Source organism: Candidatus Paceibacterota bacterium, from assembly GCA_035452965.1.
In the GTDB taxonomy this organism is placed as follows: Bacteria; Verrucomicrobiota; Verrucomicrobiia; order Limisphaerales; family UBA8199; genus UBA8199.
This window is the reverse complement of record DAOTCE010000018.1, coordinates 1-21,052: the sequence shown is the minus strand read 5'-3', so window position 1 is coordinate 21,052 and position 21,052 is coordinate 1. Positions and strand designations below refer to the sequence as shown.

The following is a 21,052-nucleotide window of genomic DNA, read 5'->3' as shown; positions in this document are numbered from 1 at the left end:
CTAGAACAGCTTTCCTTGGGCGGTCAGGAAGTGCTCGACGACGGGACCGAGCGTCAGCGCGGGCAGATAGTTCAGGGCGCCGATCAGCAGCACGGTTCCAATGAGCAGGACCACGAAGGTCAGCCCAGACACGGGGAAGGTGCCGGCGCTGGGCGGGGCGATCCTCTTGAGGCCGAGCGAGCCGGCCAGGGCGAGGATGGGGATGATCATCAGGAAGCGGCCGATCAGCATGGCGAGGCCCATGGTGGTGTTATACCAGGGCGTGTTGGTGTTCAGGCCCGCAAAGGCGCTGCCGTTGTTGCCGTTGGCCGAGCTGTAGGCGTAAAGGATTTCGCTCAGGCCGTGCGGGCCGTTGTTGTTAAGACTCGCCACGCTCCATTGGCTGACTGAAGCCCAGGCGGCGAAGCCCAGGATGGACAGCGCCAGCACCAGCAACGCCAGCATGGCCATCTTCACGTCGTAGGACTGGATCTTCTTGCCCAGGTACTCGGGGGTGCGCCCAACCATGAGGCCCGCGATGAACACCGCCAGCACGACGAAGACCAGCATGCCGTAGAGACCGGCGCCCACCCCGCCGAAGATGATCTCGCCGAGCTGCATGTTGAACAGCGGCACGAAGCCGCCCAGGGCGGTGAAGGAATCGTGCATGGAGTTGACCGCGCCGCAGGAGGCGGACGTGGTTATCGTGGCGAACAGGGCGGAGTTGAAGATGCCGAAACGGACTTCCTTGCCTTCCATGTTCCCGCCGTCAGCGGCGACCCCGAGGCGTTGATGAATCGGGTTGCCGGCAGCTTCTGAATACCAGCAGAGCAGGACCCCGGCCAGGAACAAGGCCAGCATCGCGCCCCAGACCGACCAGCCGTGGGCCTGGTTCTTCACCATGCGCCCAAGGTAGTAGGTGAGCCCGCTGCCGATGGAGAAGATAGCAAGCATCTGCAGGAAGTTGGAAAGGGGGGTGGGGTTCTCGAAGGGGTGGGAGGCGTTGGCGTTGGCATAGCCGCCGCCGTTGGTGCCGAGCATCTTGATGGCGACCTGCGAGGCCATCGGGCCCTGGACGATGGTCTGCTCGGTGACGGTTTGCTCCTCCATCACTGGCTTGCCATCGGGGCCTTTGATGGTCTCACCCTGGTCGTTCTTCTGCTCCACGAAGACCTTCATCGGCTCCAGAAGGGCGGCCTTCGTGTAGGGCTTGAAGTTCTGAATCATCCCTTGCGAGACGAGGAACACGGCGAACACGAGGCAAATCGGCAGCAGCAGGTAATAGGTCGTGCGCACGAGGTCCACCCAGAAGTTGCCCAGGGTGCGCGTCGAGTGGCGCGCGATGCCGCGGACAAATGCGGCGGCGATGGCGATGCCGGTGGCCGCCGAGACGAAGTTGTGGATGGCCAGCGCGACCATCTGCGAGAGGTAGGACATGGTGGACTCGCCGCCATAGCTCTGCCAGTTGGTGTTGGTGGTGAAGCTGACCGCCGTGTTGAAGGCCAGGTGCGGGCTGAGCGGGCCGAGGCCCTGGGGGTTCAGCGGCAGTAGATGTTGCAGGCGCAGGATGACGTAGGTGAACAGGCAGCTCACCAAGCTGAACAGCAGCATGGCAAGGGTGTACTGCTTCCAGTCCTGCTCGCGGCCGGGCTGCACGCCCATCAGGCGGTAGGTGACGCGTTCGAGCGGCTTGAGCACCGGGTCGAGCCACGTCCTGCCTTGGGCTTCCAGGACCTGCACGAGGTACAGGCCCATGGGTTTGGTGATCAAGGCCAGGGCCGTGACGAACAACACGAGCTGCAGCCAATCAATCGAGCGCATAACGGCATCCTCAGAACTTCTCCGGCCGGAGCATGGCCACCAGCAGGTAAACAAACAGCAGCAGAGCGATGACGCCTACGACAAGGTTCTCCATAGGCTCCTCCTACAGCTTCTCGCAGAGACGAACGTACAGCACGCTAATCGCGAAGAACGCGAGCGTGATTCCGATGAAGATCAGGTCACCCATAGGTCGGGCGCGGAGTTGGTCCTGCGCAAGCGCGGCTGTTCATACGAACACGTTGGTGCCTCCTGTCAACGGCGGCTAATCAAAACACCCCTTCCCCGCATTAAAAAGTCGTTAAGCGCCCTCCCCAGTGCGAGGAAGCCCGGCTTGACCCCGGAGGAAGGTGGGGGTAGCATTATCTCCATCACAGGGGAGCCAACCGGCCGTCCGGAATTGCGGGCGGCGAAGGCTGAGAGTGCGGCGCGGGAGCGCGGCAGACCCGTTGAACCTGATCCAGGTAATGCTGGCGAAGGGAACCCATCTCGCCACGCTTCCCGGAACCGGTTCCTGATTGTCGAACACAGGCATACTATGATCGCAAGCAAGAGTTCCATCGAACCGCAGAGCGTCGAGCCGCTGCCTAACTCCGAGCGCGTGTATGTGCCGGGTAAGACGCACCCAGAGGTCCGGGTGCCGTTCCGCCAGGTCAAGCTGAGCCCGACGCGCGCCGCCAATGGCCGGGCCGAGGCCAACCCACCCGTTCAGGTCTATGACTGCTCGGGCCCGTGGGGAGACCCCGAATTCAGCGGCACGGTCGAACAGGGCCTGCCGCCCTTGCGCCGACAGTGGATCCTGGCGCGCGGCGATGTCCAAGCAGTGGCATCCTCCTACAAGCCGGTCCCCGGCCACAGCGACGCGACCGTCCCGAGCACGCTCAAGCGCCAGCCCTTGCGCGCGAAAGCCGGCCAGGCGGTCACCCAGATGCATTACGCCCGCCAGGGCATCATCACGCCCGAGATGGAGTTCATCGCCATCCGCGAGAACCTCGGCCGCGCGCCACACGCCACACGCAACACGCACCACGCAACACTCCCTTCCTTCATCACCCCCGAATTCGTCCGTTCGGAAGTGGCGCGCGGCCGCGCCATCATCCCCGCCAACATCAACCACCCGGAATGCGAGCCGATGATTATCGGGCGCAACTTCCTGGTGAAAATCAATGCCAACATCGGCAACAGCGCCGTCGCCTCCAGCATCGAGGAGGAAGTCGAGAAGATGCGGTGGGCGGCCAAGTGGGGGGCGGACACCGTCATGGACCTCTCCACCGGCAAGAACATCCATGAAACCCGCGAGTGGATCATCCGCAACTCACCCGTACCCATCGGCACGGTGCCGATCTACCAAGCCCTCGAGAAGGTGGACGGCAAAGCCGAAGAGCTGACCTGGGAGGTGTATCGCGACACGCTCATCGAGCAGTGCGAGCAGGGAGTGGACTACTTCACTGTCCATGCCGGCGTGCTGCTCCGCTACGTCCCCCTCACGGCCAATCGCGTCACTGGCATCGTCTCGCGCGGCGGCTCGATCATGGCCAAATGGTGCCTCGCCCATCACCAGGAGAGCTTCCTCTACACCCACTTCCGCGAAATCTGCGAGATCATGCGCGCCTACGACGTCGCCTTCAGCCTCGGCGACGGCTTACGCCCCGGCTCGATTGCCGACGCCAATGATGAAGCCCAGTTCGCCGAACTGCGCACCCAGGGCGAGCTGACGAAGATCGCATGGGAGATGGATTGCCAGGTCATGAACGAAGGCCCCGGCCACATCCCCATGCACCTGATCAAGGAGAACATGGACAAGCAGCTTGAGTGGTGCGACGAAGCGCCCTTCTACACGCTTGGCCCGCTGACCACCGATATCGCGCCGGGCTACGACCACATCACCAGCGCCATCGGCGCGGCGATGATCGGCTGGTATGGTTGCGCGATGCTTTGTTACGTTACGCCCAAGGAACACCTTGGCCTTCCCAACAAGAAGGACGTCAAGGACGGCGTCATCGCCTACAAAATCGCTGCGCATGCGGCGGACCTGGCGAAGGGCCACCCCTCCGCCCGCGAACGTGACGACGCCCTCAGCAAGGCCCGCTTCGAGTTTCGCTGGGAAGACCAGTTCAACCTCGGCTTCGACCCGCTGACCGCGCGCGAGTTCCACGACGAGACCCTGCCGCAGGAAGGCTCCAAGCTCGCTCACTTCTGCTCCATGTGCGGCCCGCATTTCTGCGCGATGAAGATAACCGAAGATGTCCGCCGGTACGCCGTCGAACAAGGCGTGACTGAACAGGACGCCCTCAAGAAGGGGATGGAGGAGAAAGCAAAGGAGTTTATCAAAGGCGGAGCCGAGCTTTACAGCAAACCCTAGCGCAAGCCGGTCCGCGCAATCCTGGTCGCGAGACCATAAGCAGCCTCGTTATTCATCAGCCCTCACCCTGCCAAGCCACCCTTGGCCGCCCGGCAGGACACCCGGCGATTTCCATAGCGATTTCTTCGCATTGTTGGACCGCGCCAGGGAGAGGCTGAACCACGCTTCACCGTTGCAGAACGCCCTCCTTCCATCAACTCCCTGGCTCCAAGCTTAAGGTCTCGCGCGGATTTCCGGGGAATACCACTGGCAATTCGCCGTCTCGGACTCCCCTTCTTGCCGCCTGCACCACCGCCGGATGGGCGTCCGCACTGCTACGGTGACCGTACGCCGGCGTTGGCTTGCGGTTGGCTGGAGGATGGCTTGTCAGTGCGGCCAGGCTACGGTGTGGTTCCCATGGGGGCCGACCCCCATGGGAACCACACCGTAGCACCGCAGGCTAGACACCATAATCACAGGCCAAAGGTGCAGGTATCAGCAGGGACTCGAAAAGGCTGACAGGCAGGAACACTGTCCCAAAATTGGACAGTGTTGGGGTAGTGAAGGTCGGGAGGCCATCCGAGTCGTGCAGGTGCAAACCACCGTTGGCACTTCCCGGAAATCCATGGTGAACCAAACTCAACGGTTCAGCTACACCCTCACAGAACCTGTTCCGAAGACGGCACCTCGTGATGGTGGTCGTGGCCGGACGATTCAAGCAGGCCGATAAATAACGCCACCGCAAGGCCGGCGACCAGCGCCAGCGACAGCTTCAGCCGGTCGTGTGAGTGGAATTGCAGCTCCGGCAAAAGATCGGCACAGGCAATGCACAGGAACGTGCCGGCACAAAAAGCCAGGGCGCCGCCCAGAAATGCCGGGTTTGAACCGAAGAAATGACTCGCACCCGCGTAGAACAAGAACGCGCCCAAAGGAGTCGCCAGGGCAAACAGCCAGTTGAGCACGTGGCGCGACGCGCGCGAGCAACCGCTGGCGGCCATCAGTGTCGAGACTGTCATCGCGTCGAACGGCTTGTGCAGAATAATCACCAGCGCGGTGCCCAATCCGACCAATCCACCATGCCCGCCGGCCTCGGCTCCAACCGCCGCGGCCAGCGCCACACCGCCCAACACCGAATGAAACGCCATGCCGATCGTAGTCGCCGTCCACGAAAGTTGGCTGGATGCTTGTTCAGCCAGTGTGTGGGCGGCTACGACCGGCTCAGCGCTGGTTTCGTGGCAGTGCGCGTGCTCACCACCGGAGTGTCCGTGTTCGGCCGCCCCTTCCGATACGTCATGGTGATGGTGGGGGAAGAATCGCTGCAGGAAGAACATCGCCAGGAAGCCGCCCAGGGCCAGCTTCATGGTCTGATCCAACGAGTGGTTTTGATGATAGGCGTGCGGGATGAAATGCAGCAGCGCCATGCCAAGCATCAGCCCGGAGACAAAGCTCACCGCCGTTTGCAGCCGCGCATGGGTTAGCCGCATCGCCAGCAACAGCCAGCCACCCGCCAGCGAGGCCACCAGCACCAGCGCGCAGTAGATGACTAATGTCATAGTAGCGGATAAAACAGATTCGTTCATATCAGTCGCCAGCTTCCAACTCTACGCGCGCACAAGTCGCCTTGGCCCCTCAGGAGCGGTGCCGTGTTCGCTGCTTTCAGTGGCAGTTGCCTCCGTGGTGCTCGTGACCGAGGCGGTGGCAGCGCGGAAGGACATCCTGGTCGTGCTCGTTCAACATCCGGCGCAGAATACCGCACGGTGCCGTGGCTGACAACTGCGCAGCAGCAAAACCGAGGAATGAGTCAAAGGGAGGTTCGAAAGGAGCCGTTTGGTGTCCCGCTAACCTGCCCGGCCCGCCTCCCCGCAACCCCAATCCGGGCTCACGGCGTCACCGGCCTGCGCTCCATCGTCTCTTCAAACATCGTTGTCCGGTCAAAATCCAGCCAGTGCTTCAGCGATACTCCGCGCACCGCCTCAAAATACTCCGGCGTCAGCCCCCCGTGCCTCTTCTCCAGCTCGGCCATGTCCGCGGCTATCTTCTTCGCCAACTCCGGCTTCAGCCGCACCTGCAGGCACGCGTCGCCCTGCTTGAACACCGCCTCGCAGGCCCCCGGCCCGTTTGTGACCACCGTGATGGTGCCGCGTCCCAGGCTTGCGCCCGTCGCCACCTGCAGGCCGTCGTTCACACAGCTTAGCGGTGGCTTCAAGCCGGCGTGGCTCTCGACGTGGAGCTCGTCCAGCGCCGCGTTGAGCCGTTCGCGCGCCCGCAGACCCATCTTGGCCCCCACGATCGAGTAGGTGCCCAGGTGCCGGTGCAGCTCACTCGTCAGCACCGCCGCCTTCCATTCCTCCAACCCATGCTGCTGGATGATCCGGGTTCCCAACTCCCTCACATCCGGCAGCAGCCGCTGCGGCTCGGTCGGAAACTCCGCCATCACCACCGTGGCCCGTTCAGGAAACAGGCGCAGCTTGGCCAGGAACGCGCGGCGAACCGCGGCCGCATCCACCGCCGTCAGCTCCCACCAGCCCGGCTGGCTCGCCGCGGGTGAAAGTTTGCCCACCGTCGAATCCAAAAACCGCAGCGCGGCCAGGTCGTCCCAGAGACGCAGGTGCCCGGCGCGGACGAGCTCCGCCCCGCGCCCGGTGCTGTGCAGGAGCGTGATCAGTTCGGCTGCCGGCGAATCCAGCGCTCCCACCTCGTCCAGCAACGCGTCATCAACCACCGGTGCGGTCGCCGACTTCGGCCACTGCATCACCTCCACCCGCAACCCTGTGCCGGCGATCTGCCGCCACGCGGCCTCGTCACGCTTCGCATTCCAGTCGGGTTCGCTCCCGCCCGGCGCCGTGCCGAACCACAGCACCGCGCTGATCGCTTCCGCCAATTCCGGCGCGCCCGCCAGCGCATCCCCGAGGTTGGTCAGCGGGCCGAGGCATATATAAACCACGCGCTCGGGACTGCTTCGCAGCGCTAATCGGATCAGGTTCGTTGCGCTCAACATGCGGCCCGCCGGTGCCGCCGGCTCGCCGAGTTGATCCCAATCCAACCCGGTGGCGTTGGCGCGGAAAGCCGGTGCCGGCGTTCCCAGCGCCCGCCCGACCCCCACTGCCACCCCCTCCACCCGTAGAAACCCCAACATTCGGCAGACGTTGGTCGCTCCTGCATCCGGCGGGCTCACTCCGTCGCTGGTGACGATTGCCAGCACATTCAGGTACGGGCAATTCAGCAGCAGCGCCAGCGCCCGGGCGTCGTCCGCCGCCATGTCCGTGTCCACAATCACCCCCGGGCCGCTGTGCGCGGGGGCGGGCGCGGCAGCCAGCAACAACAGCATCGCCAGCGCGAGTCCGGCGGCTCTCCTCGGGGTCCCGGTTGTGGTCAATCTCCAGGTCATACGGGCAGGTTCATCAGGGGCTCTTGATCTGCAAACCGTTGCGCGTGGCGAAGCGCGCGATAACGCCGCCTTGTCCCGCGCGGCGATACCAGCTCCGGCTGGCCATCGGCGCCCGTGAATCCAGCGTCTTCGCGCTGTTGGGCTGCGGTCCCAAACTCCAGATCACCCAGCGCACTGGCGAGTCCTTCTGGGTCGAGTAATACTGGCCATTCGTGCTGGCGCAGGCGGGAGAGTCGTTCGGCACCCAAAGCTGGTAATTGCCGGACGGACTGCCGTTGAGCAGTTGCGGCCCCGGGGCGGCGTATTTGTAGGTGTGCTCCCGGTTGAACACATCTTCCATGTTGGCGGCCATCCCCGGCTTGTCGCTTCTCCCCAGGTAACGTTGTTCAGCCAGCTCCACCGGAAACTCGCACCAATGGGTCACGAGGTCGCTGTTGCAGTTGATCCGGACCGGCGGCAACCGGCCCTGGTTGTCCTCGGAATACATCTCCAGCGCCAGGCCCACGCCATACAGTTCCGCATGTGCCCGCGCCACCTTGGCCTTCTCTTTGCCTCGGGCCAGCGCCGGGAGCAGCAGGGCCGCCAGCACCGCGATAATGGCGATCGCCACCAGCAGCTCAATCAGCGTAAACGCCTCACGGCCCGGAGGGCGCGAGCGGCTGGCTGAATGCGACAATTGCCTGGTCATGATATTACGGCCAACTTTAAGCGTAACACTCCCGCTCTGACCGTCAAGCAGGCTCATGGACTGGCCTGGGGCGGCGGCGGACCAGCCGTTTTCCCGACGCCCCGCTCGGTCGCATGCAACCCTCAGTTCGTCTTCCGGAGCCGGAAATACTGCTGCGTGTTCGCCGCCGGCGGAACGAGCACTGTGGTTTGCCCGTCAATCACCACGGGCGTGCTGTTGGTGTAGGCGTGCCAGTTGGTCGAGTTCAGGTCGTCGCGATATTCCAGTTGGTAATCCGCGCCGCTCACCGGCCAGGTCAGCGCGATCTTCAGCGCGATGCCCAGCGCCGGCTCCGCTTGCGGAATCACCTGCTGCACAAACAGCTCGTAGCCATTGGTGCCCTGGCTGCCCGAGCCGGACTCCTGGTTCAGCACCCCGATCGCGTCAAATACCCCGCTCGGCGCGGCGCCGAGGCTGTAACGCGGTGTCCGCAGCGGGAATGTGCGGCCCGTGCCGTCCGTCGCCGTGCAGAGCCGCGCTCCCCAGGCGTTGGTCGGGTTCCAGCCGTCGGTGGTCAGCAACGTCAAATTGTTGATCCGAATCCGCATCCCCTGCCAGTGCTCACCCCCGGTTGCCCGCGTGTCGTCGAATATGTAAGTGTCGTCGGCCTGCTTCAAATCCGCCAGTGTGAGCACGTCCGGCTCCGGCAAACCATAGTTCGAGGTCACTAGCGAGATGGTGAAGTTGAAGGCCGGATCAATGTGGTGCGTCTCGTTGACGTTTAGTTTGCCGCCGTAGAACGCGTAACTATTGGCCGTTACCTCGATCAGGTCCCCGGCGCGAAACGGGTGCATCGTCTCGGCATCAAAGCTCAAGCGCAGCACCTCCGCCGTCCACGCGGCGTTGGCGTAGCTCAGGTCGTCGTTGTGGTTCCAGGGCATGTTCCCGTAACATTGGCCCACGTAGCAGGCCGTCCCGCCCCGGTCGCCCGGCTCCACCGCCTGGAAAAAGATCTGCCACTGCGCGCCCAGTTGGTACTGCCCCGCCCCTCCGTTCCAGGGGATGAAATTAGGCGCCGGATCCAGCATCTCGATCGGGTCGGTCAATAGTACTCCAGTCAGAGTAAACGGGGCCGACCCGCTCCAGGCGCTGGTGCCGACACTGGTGACAGCCTGCAAATTCGAGTGCGTTTCCGCATGGATTGTTCCAGCCATTAGACAAGCAGCCAGGGCGAGAGCGGTAACCGCGTGGTTGCGTTTCATTGCCAGCGTTACGTTCATATCATACAATATTACTGCGCCGTTGGGTATTACGCAATACCCATTTAGTATGAATGCACCGGCTTCCTGAAGTGCGCCAGGCCACACCTGCCCGAAGGGGCGAGGAAGCCGCTGCCGCCGCCGCATTGGAGCCCTCGCCAGCCTGGGCGTTCGGTCTTCCTGCCGCAGGAAACGCCGCTTCGCCTGGTCTTGCTGGTACCAAAGCTGCCCCAGAATGCAGTAACCGTATTGGCCCCGCGGCACGCTCTGCGGAACTTGCCGGGACTGGTCGCCCCACCATTACCGCTGGTGGCGGCAAAACGGCTCGTTGACACAGCGGACACCTTTGTGGTATCATCGCACCATATTCAGTGAGTTGCAGAAGACCGATTCTCCCTCACCCGCGCAGCGCTGAGTACGCGTAACGCGCAAAGTCAGTTTTAAGTGTTATCGTATCCGCGTCCAGCAGCGACCCGCCCTGATTTTATGACACAGCATCCCGCTCATCCTGCTTGCATCCGGTCAAATTCGTCTAATCCCGGCTCGTGGGGACACCTGCGCTGCCGGGCAGGGTTGGCAGTACCATCCCTCCTGGCCGTACTCATCGCGAGCCTCATCGGCGGGGTGGCCAGGGCGGAAGTCAGCGTGATTGGCGTGCAGTATCAGCCGGACCGAATCTTTCCGGAGTATGAATGCATCTGGCATGACCGGCAGTATCCCGGCCCCTGCACCGCCACGGTGCCCGGGGCCAACGTCAAGGTGTTCGTGAAGAACACCGGCGCGTCGGCAGAGGCCATTACCGACGTGAGGCTGGCCGGCTACAGCCTGAAGACGGTGATTCCGAAGAGCGCGACCTGGGGCAACGCGAGCAGCATTTACTTTTACTGGACCACCCCGCCCCAGGCAATTATGGATGCCGGGGAACCGGTCTGGTACAAGGTTGACCCGGCGACAGCGCTTCCGCCTGGCGCGGTCGCTCAGGTGGTCGTGCGATTGCGACAGGTGCCCACGACCCCAACGGTTGCGGTGGGGGTTGTAGCCACCGGCAATACGGTCACCACGAATATCACGGTGGATGCGAACGCGCCGCAACTGGCGAGTGTCGGCTTTTCCGCCGATCTCACGAAGGTGTATCTGCATTGGCGCCGGACGGAGGGGGCCGCGCCAGCCACGGTCTGGATGGATGGCACGAACGTGACCGCGAACACAACCACGGTGGGGGACGCGGCGGTAAATTTCGGCGCGTCGGTGGTGCACCTGGCGGCGCCGCTCTCCGCGATGACGAACCACGTGTATCAGGGAATCTTCGGGGACGGCAAGACCGCCACGGCAGCCGTCCGCACGTGGGCCAATCCTTTTCTCCACGGCACCTGGGGCTCGAAGCCGATCCCGGCCGATGTGAGCGCGGGGCGAGCCTGGGTGGATGAGGCCACGGCCCATGGCGTCAACGCGCTGGTCATGAACTGGGCGGATGGCCTGGGAACTCTTCTCAGCACGAGTGCCGGCCGGGCGTACGCCGAGAGCCGCGGTTACGGCTTTGTCATCCAATCGTATGGCCAGTTCTATTGTGGCACGCCCCGGATGTGGTTCATCCGTGATGAGCCCGACTATGTGGATTACACGGTGGGCGGTTTGCCTGCGGGCAATACCCACAAGCCCGGCGTCATGGCCATGCAGATGATCGAGGACGGCGAGGGGCTTCGGCCGAACTACCCGCTGGCCCCGACCACGGTCAACATCAACGGCAACCTCAAGCCCTACAACTACTGGAACTGGGGGCAGGTGCCCGACGTCTTCATGACCGACGCCTATTACCAGCCGCTTCTGGCGAATGCCCACTGGTACGACAATTACAAAATTCCCCTCTACCGCAAAGCCACCTACATCTACGCCAGCGCCCAGACCGCGGCGCTGGCCTGCGAGCCCAACCCGATGCACATGATTCTGTACTCGTGTTCTTACGGAAACACGTCCACGGGCGAGTCCTGACCCTTTGCCCCGCCAGCCACCAAGCGGATCGAGGTGTATTACTCCTTGGCGGCCGGCGCCAAGGGCCTGGCGTATTGGTGGTATCTGACCGACTTCGAGTTCAATGGCCTCGGCGCGGGGACACCGGGAGCCTTGGCGCTATGGAAGGAGATTGGCCTGCTGGGCGCCGAGATCAAGACCGCCCAGCCACTGCTGGTCACCAGCCATCCGGTGGACTGGCCGCTGGCCGCCAGCGCCAATGTCTGGGCGCGGGCGCTCGCGGTCGGAACGGATTCCATGATCCTGTTGGCGGTGAACGACAACTACACGAATGACGGTGCGGGCTGCCATTACAACCCAGTCGCCAATGCCACGGTGACCGTCACCCTGCCCTCCTGGATGCAGCATCCGACCGCGTTCGAGATTGCCGCCAGCGGTTTGAGCGATGTGAATCTGCAGACCAACGGCAACCAGGTAGTGGTCGGGTTGGGCACGCTGAACGTCTCGCGGATGATCGTGCTGACGCGGAATGCGTCGCTGCGGGCAAATTTGCAGCAGCGCTATACCCAGGAGGTCCAGCCGGGGGTCTGCAGCTTTGCTCCGGAATGGTGCGTGAACTTCCCGCCCAGCATCACCCAGCAGCCGGGGGCGCAGTTTGTGCCGGTGGGCCAGAACGCGGCTTTCAGCGTCGCGGCGGACGGAACAAGCCCGCTAGGCTATCGGTGGCAAAAGAACCTGGCCAACCTGGCCGACGGCGGACACTACTCAGGGTGCGCGACGGCGGTGCTGCTCGTGACCGCGGCCGACAGCAGCGATGTGGCCAGCTACCGTTGCGTGGTGACCAACGCTTTTGGAAGCGTCACCAGCAGTCCGGCCGCCCTGATGCTGGTCACCAACAACTTCGTCCTCGGAACGCTCGCGGCCGTGCCCGCCTTGAGCGGCGACGGCACAAACGAGGCGCGCGCGGTAACCCCCGATGGCCGATGGGTTGTCGGGATCTCCGGCACGCGCGGGTTCCTCCATGAAGTCGGTACGACGAACGTGTTCAACGTCAGTGCCGGCGGGGCCCAAGCCACCCTGCTGTCGGGGGTGGGTCACCGCCGCTTGAACGGCCAAACGGAAGTGGTGATGTCCGGCACTTCCTCCGGCTGGAATGCCAATTACATGACAACCAATGGCACGGCCTTTGGCGCCAAGCGCCGGGACACCAACGTGGGCACAGCTCCCGTGGGCGTCCTGGCAAACGGACTGGCCGGGACAGCAACGGATGTATTCTTCTCGACGTGGTATGACGGTAACAGCAAGGCCAACCAGCTCTACGTTGGCAGGTTCTCCGGCGCGTGGCCCTCGACGCCGGTCTGGGACAAGACAGCGGCCAGCGACAGCCTGGCTCAAACGCATGGCATTTCTGCCACCGGGCGAGCGGTGGGCTTCCGCAACACTCCCCGGACACATTACATCCTGGATTGGACCGGAACCGGCACGCCGACGGCCTGGTCCTTCAACGGTTTGAATGGCAGCACCGCGGGCGAGGCCTTTGCGGTCAGCGCCGACGGCACCATTCTCTTCGGCCAGTCACCCGTCAGCGGCGGCCGGCCGGGAAGCTGGGCTTACAAAGCCGTCGTGACCAGCGCCAGCCCCGGCGTGCTGCAGAGGGTGCAGGAGTTGCCCAACTTCCCTGAAACCGTGGGAACCGCCGGCAGCGCCGCGGCGCCTTACGGCTGCACGGCGGACGGAAGGTTCGCGGTGGGAATGAGCTACCGGGGGATCGAAAAGGCAGTGCTGTGGGATACGCAAGATGCCCAGGCAACCAACTGGGCGGTTGTTGACCTGACAGACTTGGCGCTGACCAAGGGAGCTATGGGTGTATTCAGCCGGTTGACCCGGGCGTATAGCGTCGGCACCAACGCGGCTGGCGGGTTGGTGGTTGCCGGCGTCGGCCTGGACACCAATAACCCCGCGAACCCGCGAGCGTTTGTGGCCACCCTCGCGCCGTCCAGTGTCGCAACTCCGCCCCGGCCCCAGGTGACGATCTCGGCCCCCTATCCGGCCGAATACATGTTCAGTTTCCCGACGGTCCCTGATGCCAACGTTTTCTATTATCTCGAGTACGTGACTAATCTCGCGTTGACCACGGTCTGGACGCCAATTACCTCCTGCCGGGGAAATGGCACAATCACTAACCTCTTTGACTTGAATCCGTCGAGCCAACAGCGGTTCTACCGCATCCGGGTTCAATGACACCCTGGGAGACCGACGCTCTTCCCAATCGTCTGGGTTAGTCCAACAAGTGACGTCCCCCGCCTTTGCGGCCACCCTGCGAGATTGTGGCCGGAGGCGATACCCATAGTTGCTTTGAGGCTGGCCGGAGTCAGCGCCCCCCGGTCCTTGCTACGCCGCGAAAGTCTCAACGCGACTAGCGCATATGCATGAAGCTGCCGTAGGAGTGCGGCCCGCTTTGCGGATTGCGGACCAGCCAAGCGGGCAAGCTGCCCGCGTGCCTTCCTGCGTACGCGCTGTAACGCGACAGACTTCGGTGCCGCTCGTTTGACGGCGCTGAACCCGTGTGGAAGGTTGCGGGGTTCGCCAGGGACAATGTGAGGTCTGTAGCCCTGAATCCGGGTTCCTGCATGAAGAACGGCTTGCGGGTTCCGGGCAGGTCGAGGGAGGTAGTTTGTCAAAAGGCGGTTTGCCTGCTCATGCTTTTGGTCGCTTTGTCGGCGCTGCGGCCGGCCACGGGCGCGGCTCCCAGTCCAATCATTTACTCCGGCTATTTAGGCGGCAGCTACGACGAAGGGCCCGCCGGCGCCGCCAACGGCCTTCTGCCCCTGCCGGGGAATCTGAAGGCCGACACTTACAAGTTCCGGCTCCTGACTATTGATCCGGACGCCCCTCCTAGCTGGAGGTTCTTACACGCGGCGAACCTGTTTGCATGGTGGTCCCCATTACCTCCGTCAGCCGCGATCCCTGCCCGCCTCTACCGAGTGTCCTCGCCATGAGACTGGCATTGGCAGATCTGCTTTCTGCGCGCCCGTCTGAGCGCTTGCGCGGGTGATAGCGGCACCGAGACGGCCACTAGGCGGCCACGAGATGGCCGGGACCGAATTTGGGCCCCGGCCATCGGCGGCTTTAGGGCGGGCTGTCCAGCCTGCTCTTGAGGGGCAGGAGATGATATGGCGCGAACTAACGTTCGCGGCTACAGAATCAGGTAAAGCGCTCTGGCGCGATTGGCCCCACCACCGTTGGACTCTTCCAGAAGCAGCGCAAGAGTCACCCGCCGCGGGTCATTCCAACGTCACCTGCCCGCGGATCGCTCGGCGTCCTCCACCACGAGCCCTTTGATCTCATCGGCGCGCGCGAGAACGACGTGCCCGACATACGCCTTCCGGGCATCGTTTGCCCCCCGGCCGATCAAGAACCTGCCGTTCGGCAGGCCGGCGAGCCCGAAGGCACAGTCAACCTCATACCGCCCGACGAGGCGAAACGAGTCGTCCGTCTTAAGCAGAATCCGGGGATTCCCGTAGCAGCCGAACCACCAATAGCCGTTGCTGAATTCCGCTGTCTGGATGCCCATCAGCGTGTAGCCGCTCCGGATGATGTGCGTCCGAACGTACCGGATGTTCGGGTCGTACTCGTGAACGGGGTTCTCGTTGGCGCCGGGTGGCAGGCCGCCCACGACCATAAAGCGGCCGGCGTGCCAGCCAATGCCGCCCGCGCCATGCACCACCTCGGGCACCCGGTGGCGGGCCAGTTCGGTGAGGTTGCCGACGGCATACACATAAACCCACGAATCGGCTTTTCCCGGCGGCTCGTTGAACTTGCCGAGGTTGACCGTCACGTACAGCTTGCCGTCGTGGTAACAAAGGTCGCCGTGGTGGTTGGCCACGGCCACCTTCTTCAGCACCTTCCCGACCGCATCCGTCTTCACGAGTGCGTCGGTGAATGACCAGTAGATGGCGCCTTTGCCGTCCAGGCAGATCCCCTGGAGGTGTCTGGGGTAGGTTCCCTCGCAGGATGCCGATTGGTAGCGGGCGCGCTGCCGCTTCAGAGCGAGCACCCGCCCCGGGTAGTCCGTGTAAACGCGGTCCACCCCAAGGTTCAGCAGGTGGTTCATCTCGGCTTCATCGTTCACCGTCCAGGCGCCCGCCTCCAGTCCCGCCGCGTGAATCAGCCGGACCCGCGCTTCGTTGATCAGCGTGTGGTGCAGCACCAGGGCCTGGAATCCATGCTGCCGGGCCACACGAATATCCTCCAGCAGGTTCGTCTGGTGCCGGTCGTAAAAAACCGGGACGGCAGGCAGCAACTTCTTCGCCCCGACCATATAGTCGAGGGTGCTGTCATTGAAGCCGACCCAATTCTCAGCCCCCAGCCGCCGCACCAGCTTCACCGCGTCAGCCACGCAGTCCATCTTGGGCTGAATCGAGAGCCGAGTTCGGTTCTGAGTCATGACCAACCGGAGCACCTCTTCCAGCAGTGGCATGGTATGCTTCGGACATTGATCGAGGGTCTTGCCGCGCTCGCGCCGGAAACTGGCCGCCACATCCACCGCCCGCAGCTCTGCGTAGCTGCATTCGGGCACGACCAGATCCTGGTCGCCGACGCGGCCGGTGGTTCGGTCATGGCTGACCGCCAGTTGACCGTCCCGTGTGCGGTGCACATCTAATTCAATCCAATCCGCGCCCAGATGAATCCCGCTCTGGAAAGCCGGGATGGTGTTTTCCGGGAACTCGCTCGAGTTGCCGCGGTGGGCGGTGACGCCGTTGTGCAGAAACCCGTCCGGCGCGCCGGCAGACACGTCCGCCGCGCCGACCAACAGCAGGGCCGCAAGCCCCCACAAGGTCTTTCGCCTCATGGGTTCACCTCGATCCGGATCCGCATGCGCAGCATAATCAGATCAAGTAACCGCACGCCCGGTCTCCAGACAACCCTTTTCGCGATGCCGGCGACGCCGGGGACTTGCTCTTGCACAAGTAAGCCGTCTCACCCCACCGTCAAAGAGCCGAGCGCCGTCCGCACTTGCTGTTAAACACTGGATGTCCGACCCGCCTCTGCTAGGCTCCCCGCGATGAAAACCGCCAAAACCGACGGCGTGGTCCGCTTCACCGTCTCCGTTCCACGCGACCTGGCCACGCAGCTCGACCAAATGACCCGCGAGAAGGGCTACGATAATCGCTCACTCGCCGTCGCCGACATGATCCGCGCTGGCCTGGTGGAGCACCGGCAAAACCTTGGCAAACGCGAGATCGCCGGCACCATCACGCTCCTCTACGACCACCACAAGCAACACGTCCAGGCCGCCCTGACCGATATCCAACACGACCACCACGAGCTGATTATCTCCACCCTCCACGTCCACCTCGACCACCACAACTGCCTGGAGGTCCTCGTCGTCCGCGGGCAGGCAGTGCTGGTCAAGAAGATCGCCGATGAGCTTATCGCCGCCAAAGGTGTCAAGCACGGCAAACTCACCGTCACCTCCACCGGCAAAGACCTGCCTACCTAACTCGATCGCCACCAGTAGAGCAGCCAAATGCGATCGAATCCCCCGAGGTCCCGCAGTCCTGACACAAATTCCGGCAACCCCTCGACCGAACCTTACACACCTTGCGCCAAGGCGCTTTGTATTGGAGTGCCCGTGACTTCCCGAAACGGAGAATGAGCCGTGCCGATGGACTTGAGAACCAGCGTGTTCATCAGTCCCCGAACCGTATCAAGCTCAACCGCTCCTGGCCGGCTTCAAGACTTTCACCTCCCGCAAGACCGTGCCCGGGTTGATGCCCAACTCCCTTGCCGTCTCTCGATGGTTCCCGCCGTTTCGACGCAGCGCATCCGCGCTGAGCAGCTTTTCCATGGCCTCCAGCGGTAAAGACCTGCCGTCAGCCTGGTTTAGCCGCTTGGCCAACGAGGTTGACGCTTCACCGGACTATTGGGTTAAGATATGGAGAATGCGCCAAATTGATTTTTGTCGGCTGAGCTGCGCCTTAAGCATGGCACTCACGGTCCTTTTGTCCGGATGCATCCGCGATTTGGATGAAGCACCCGGATCACTGGTGCAGCCGCAACATGTCGGACGCGTGGGGGCAAACATCTATCAGGTCCCTACCGGGCAATTACTGACCCCCACTGGCCGGCAGATTGAGTTGCCGGGGATGCGTCCGCAGGCGCTTGCGTTAAGTCCGAATGGCAACCTACTGGCGACCGGGGGGAAGAATCAAACACTGGTGCTCATTGATCCGGCCGACGGCCGCATCCTGCAGACGGTGCAACTCTCCACCCCCAAAGCTAAGGACAGCTCCGAGACTGTCACCGGTCAGATGAGTTTCACAGGGCTTACCTTTTCCCCGGATAGCCGGCGGGTTTACCTTTCGACTACTGGCGGGAATGTTTGGGTGTTTCCGATTGATCGCCTGGGCCAGGCAGGCCAGCCAAAGTTGCTTGCCGTCCCGAATGCCAATGTCCCGCATCAGAAGCATGAGATCCCGACCGGCATCGCCGTTTCGCCGGACGGCAAGCGGCTGTATGTCGCAGGCAATCTGGGCAACCGGCTCCATGAGCTGGATGCGGAGTCCGGAAAGATCCTGCGCTCGTGGAAGACGGGCGCGGCGCCGTTCGACGTCGTGTTGGCGGGTGACAAGGCTTACGTCAGCAACCTGGGTGGGCGTCGCCCGGAGGCAGGCGATCTGGTCGCCCCTGCAGGGAAAGGCACGACTGTCCGGGTGGACCCGGTCCGGCACATTGCCAGCGAGGGCTCAGTGACGGTTATTGACCTGACCGCAGGAAAGGTGAAGTCCGAAATCCTGGTCGGGCTGCACGCATCCGCGCTGGCAGTCTCCCCGAACAGCCAGTACGTGGTGGTCGCCAACAGCGGCAGCGACACGCTCAACGTGATTGAGACTGCCACGGATCGGATCGTGGAGAAGGTCTGGGCGCGCCAGACTCCCGCCGACCTGTTCGGCGCGCAGCCCAACGCGCTCGCCTTCGACCGGACCGGGCGGCGCCTCTATGTGTGCAACGGCACGCAGAACGCAGTGGCGGTGATCCGGTTCGAGCCGGAGGCCAACGCCTCGAAGATGCTGGGGCTGATCCCGACGGGCTGGTTCCCCGGTGCGATTCAGTATGACACGAACCGCAAGACACTCTGCGTCGCCAACATGAAAGGCATTGGGGCCACCAAAGTCTTTGAGCCGCATGAGGCGGTAAAGCTGAATACCAAGGACTTCTTCGGTACTGTTTCCCTGATTCCGGTGCCGACGAAGAAGGCATTGTCGGCTCTCACGAAGCGCGCGTTGCGGAACATGCATTACCCGAGGCTGGCGGCAGCACGCCTGCCAGCCCGGACCGGCGTGCCGGCCCGGCCCGTGCCTGAGCGGGTGGGCGAACCGAGCGTGTTCAAACATGTGATCTACATCATTAAGGAGAACCGCACATACGATCAGCTCCTGGGCGACATGACGGAGGGCAACGGAGACCCCGCCCTATGCATCTTCGGCGAGACCTACACCCCCAACCAGCACAAGATCGCGCGCGAATTCGTCCTGCTCGACAACACGTATTGTTCCGGCGTCCAAAGCGCAGACGGACACCAATGGACCGACAGCGCGATTGCCAACGAGTACATGGAGCGCCAGATCACCTCCGACACCCCGCGCAGTTACCCGGGGGGCAAGACCGAGGACGGCGCCGACGCGTTGGCCTGGGCCTCCTCCGGATTCATCTGGGACAACGCCCTGGCGCACGGGAAGACCTTCCGCAACTATGGCGAGTGGATGCTCTCCGAGGCCGGCTGGAAGGACCGCAACCGCAAGGATTCTGCCACCTGGCTTGATTTCTGGCGGGAGTTCCAAACCGGGGCGGGGGCCCTGCAGATTCGCAGCCGACCGGCCATCGAGACTCTCCGGCCGTACAGCAACACCAACACCCTCGGCTGGAACTTGAGGGTGCCGGATGTGATGCGCGCGGCCGAGTTCATTCGGGAACTGCGTGAGTTCGAGGCCCGGGGGTGGTTTCCTGATCTGGTGATTCTCTTTCTGCCCAATGACCACACTGCCGGCACGCGCAGCCGGTATCCCACCCCGGGCGCGCAGATGGCCGATAATGACCTGGCCCTGGGCCTGATCCTGGAGGCTGTCAGTCACAGCCGGTTCTGGCCGGAGACCTGCGTTTTCACGATTGAGGACGATCCACAGAATGGCTGGGATCATGTGAGCGGTTATCGCACCGCCTGCTACGTCGTCAGTCCTTACACCAAGCGCCGGCAGACCATCAGCACGCAATACAACCAGACGAGCCTTATGCGGACTATGGAGCTGATTCTTGGATTGCCGCCGATGAACCACCTGGATGCCACGGCCACGCCGATGACCGACTGTTTTACCGGGAAAGCGGACCTGACCCCGTTCACGAGCGTCCCTAACCGGGTGCCGCTCGATCAATTGAATCCCGAGCCCGGGCAGGTCTCCGACCCGGTGCTGCGTCACGACGCCCTCACCTCCAGTCGCCTGCCGTTTGAGGAAGTGGACCGTTGTCCGGAGGATGTTTTCAACCGCATTCTTTGGCGTGCCATGAAGGGGCCGGACGTGCCCTATCCCGATTGGGCGGTCAAGCCGGTCAGAGACGAAGACTGAACGCTGGAGGCTTGGGCCTTCTACGATTACGTCTCCTTCCTCTCTTCCCGCCACCTCGGACGCGCCAATACCGGTTTCTGTGATGGCCACGTCGAATCCATGAAGCCTGCTCAAGCCAGCCTTAACAACCGCCTCTGGAACGGCTGCAATGACCTACGCGCCAGGCCGATCCTGCCGGAGCCGCCCGTCAACTGGCCGGCCGACTGGACACGTGACACCTTCTGACCACTGTTCACTGTTCACTGGTCACTGGCACAACCCCAGAGAACGCGGCACGGACAACTTGTCCGCCCTCATGAGCCGGCCAACGCTTATGCGGACAAGAATTTCCGCGCCCCGAAAAGCGGGAGATGCGCGTCGCGCAGGGAGCGGGCTGATTTCCGGTCTCCAAATGCCGGCTGCTGTTTCATGGTCGTGGCGCCACGCCCCACAACAACTCGGTGATTCGGTCCGGGAGCGGAGTCTTCGGCTTCCGACTATCTGGCTCCGCCCCGCCCTTGCAGCGCAACCTGGCTCTGGCCTTGGCCTTGTTGCCGGGCGCGCCGGTCTCCGCTGCGCCCAGCGAACTTAGCCTGCGGACGGAAGCCAACGTTGCGGTCGAGGTGACCTTTACCGCCAACCGAACCTATGCCGACCCGTTCGACGAGGTGACGCTCAATGTGATCTTCATTGATCCACGAGTGCGTAAGCCTCGGGCGCTGCGGCGGGCACCCTCGCCAGAAACCTCGGCCGTTGGCCAAGACAGAACTGGAGGCTTGCCTCGACTACTTCAGCTTGTCGGCATACCGGAGGATGGCGCTGCGCATTGCCTCTCTTGCGCCCGGTGAAATCGCGTGGGCGCTGGGCGGGTCGTTGAAGATTTCCTTCTTGCCCTTGAGCGCGTTGTAGGCGGCATAGACGCTCGTCGGGGGACAGGTCGTGTCAATGAAACCCACCGTCACGATCCCGGCCGCCTTATAGCTCATCCAAAGTTATTCACCGGTGGTGAGGAGAGCCCGGTTCTGCTCC

The 21,052-nt window shown here is 63.2% G+C and carries 15 protein-coding genes and 1 riboswitch; of the genes, 6 read left to right on the top strand and 9 right to left on the bottom strand.

Features of this window, described 5'->3' with window-relative positions; translation table 11 throughout:
• Nucleotides 1–1,800 (bottom strand): potassium-transporting ATPase subunit KdpA, encoded by a 1,800-nt coding sequence (gene kdpA, locus P5205_13995; GenBank protein HSA11473.1) that lies wholly within the window; start codon nucleotides 1,798–1,800, stop codon nucleotides 1–3.
• A 10-nt stretch (nucleotides 1,801–1,810) separates the two neighbouring features.
• Nucleotides 1,811–1,894, bottom strand: a complete 84-nt coding sequence (gene kdpF / locus P5205_13990; GenBank protein ID HSA11472.1) for a K(+)-transporting ATPase subunit F — start codon at nucleotides 1,892–1,894, stop codon at nucleotides 1,811–1,813.
• A 268-nt stretch (nucleotides 1,895–2,162) separates the two neighbouring features.
• Nucleotides 2,163–2,297: riboswitch (TPP riboswitch) on the top strand.
• Nucleotides 2,298–2,335: 38 nt separating this feature from the next.
• Between kdpF and thiC the strand changes: the two genes are divergently transcribed.
• Complete coding sequence (gene thiC / locus P5205_13985; GenBank protein HSA11471.1) at nucleotides 2,336–4,159, top strand: phosphomethylpyrimidine synthase ThiC; 1,824 nt, start codon at nucleotides 2,336–2,338, stop codon at nucleotides 4,157–4,159.
• A gap of 638 nt (nucleotides 4,160–4,797) precedes the next feature.
• On the opposite strand, the gene P5205_13980 is transcribed toward thiC, so the two are convergent.
• The 4 genes from P5205_13980 to P5205_13965 all read right to left on the bottom strand — a co-directional run bounded on the left by P5205_13980 (nucleotide 4,798) and on the right by P5205_13965 (nucleotide 9,473).
• Nucleotides 4,798–5,664: a ZIP family metal transporter gene (locus P5205_13980; GenBank protein HSA11470.1), complete on the bottom strand. Its 867-nt coding sequence runs from the start codon at nucleotides 5,662–5,664 to the stop codon at nucleotides 4,798–4,800.
• Nucleotides 5,665–6,017: 353 nt separating this feature from the next.
• Complete coding sequence (locus P5205_13975; protein ID HSA11469.1) at nucleotides 6,018–7,526, bottom strand: nucleoside hydrolase; 1,509 nt, start codon at nucleotides 7,524–7,526, stop codon at nucleotides 6,018–6,020.
• A 13-nt stretch (nucleotides 7,527–7,539) separates the two neighbouring features.
• Entirely contained in the window at nucleotides 7,540–8,271 is a 732-nt protein-coding gene (locus P5205_13970; GenBank protein HSA11468.1) for a prepilin-type N-terminal cleavage/methylation domain-containing protein, read from the bottom strand.
• A 65-nt stretch (nucleotides 8,272–8,336) separates the two neighbouring features.
• Nucleotides 8,337–9,473, bottom strand: coding sequence for a hypothetical protein (locus P5205_13965; GenBank protein HSA11467.1), 1,137 nt, complete (start codon nucleotides 9,471–9,473; stop codon nucleotides 8,337–8,339).
• Between the two features lie 552 nt (nucleotides 9,474–10,025).
• Here P5205_13965 and P5205_13960 point away from each other — a divergent pair.
• A complete protein-coding gene (locus P5205_13960) occupies nucleotides 10,026–11,441 on the top strand; it encodes a hypothetical protein (GenBank protein HSA11466.1) in 1,416 nt (471 codons plus the stop codon).
• Between the two features lie 33 nt (nucleotides 11,442–11,474).
• The gene (locus tag P5205_13955) at nucleotides 11,475–13,661 is read left to right on the top strand and encodes an immunoglobulin domain-containing protein (GenBank protein HSA11465.1); all 2,187 of its coding nucleotides are present in this window, start codon (nucleotides 11,475–11,477) and stop codon (nucleotides 13,659–13,661) included.
• Nucleotides 13,662–14,715: 1,054 nt separating this feature from the next.
• Here the strand turns inward: P5205_13955 and P5205_13950 are convergent.
• Nucleotides 14,716–16,272, bottom strand: a complete 1,557-nt coding sequence (locus P5205_13950) for a glycerophosphodiester phosphodiesterase family protein (GenBank protein ID HSA11464.1) — start codon at nucleotides 16,270–16,272, stop codon at nucleotides 14,716–14,718.
• A 213-nt stretch (nucleotides 16,273–16,485) separates the two neighbouring features.
• Here P5205_13950 and nikR point away from each other — a divergent pair, with 213 nt between their 5' ends.
• Nucleotides 16,486–16,923, top strand: a complete 438-nt coding sequence (nikR, locus tag P5205_13945) for a nickel-responsive transcriptional regulator NikR (protein HSA11463.1) — start codon at nucleotides 16,486–16,488, stop codon at nucleotides 16,921–16,923.
• Between the two features lie 213 nt (nucleotides 16,924–17,136).
• Here the strand turns inward: nikR and P5205_13940 are convergent, their stop codons facing one another.
• On the bottom strand, nucleotides 17,137–17,271 hold the full coding sequence (locus tag P5205_13940) for a helix-turn-helix domain-containing protein (protein HSA11462.1): 135 nt from the start codon (nucleotides 17,269–17,271) through the stop codon (nucleotides 17,137–17,139).
• Nucleotides 17,272–17,407: 136 nt separating this feature from the next.
• Between P5205_13940 and P5205_13935 the strand changes: the two genes are divergently transcribed.
• Together P5205_13935 and P5205_13930 are read left to right on the top strand one after the other, a co-directional pair.
• Complete coding sequence (locus tag P5205_13935) at nucleotides 17,408–20,044, top strand: beta-propeller fold lactonase family protein (protein HSA11461.1); 2,637 nt, start codon at nucleotides 17,408–17,410, stop codon at nucleotides 20,042–20,044.
• Between the two features lie 99 nt (nucleotides 20,045–20,143).
• Nucleotides 20,144–20,269 (top strand): hypothetical protein, encoded by a 126-nt coding sequence (locus P5205_13930; protein ID HSA11460.1) that lies wholly within the window; start codon nucleotides 20,144–20,146, stop codon nucleotides 20,267–20,269.
• A gap of 539 nt (nucleotides 20,270–20,808) precedes the next feature.
• Here P5205_13930 and P5205_13925 read toward each other — a convergent pair.
• The gene (locus P5205_13925; protein HSA11459.1) at nucleotides 20,809–21,009 is read right to left on the bottom strand and encodes an acetylxylan esterase; all 201 of its coding nucleotides are present in this window, start codon (nucleotides 21,007–21,009) and stop codon (nucleotides 20,809–20,811) included.
• Between the last annotated feature and the right edge of the window lie 43 nt (nucleotides 21,010–21,052).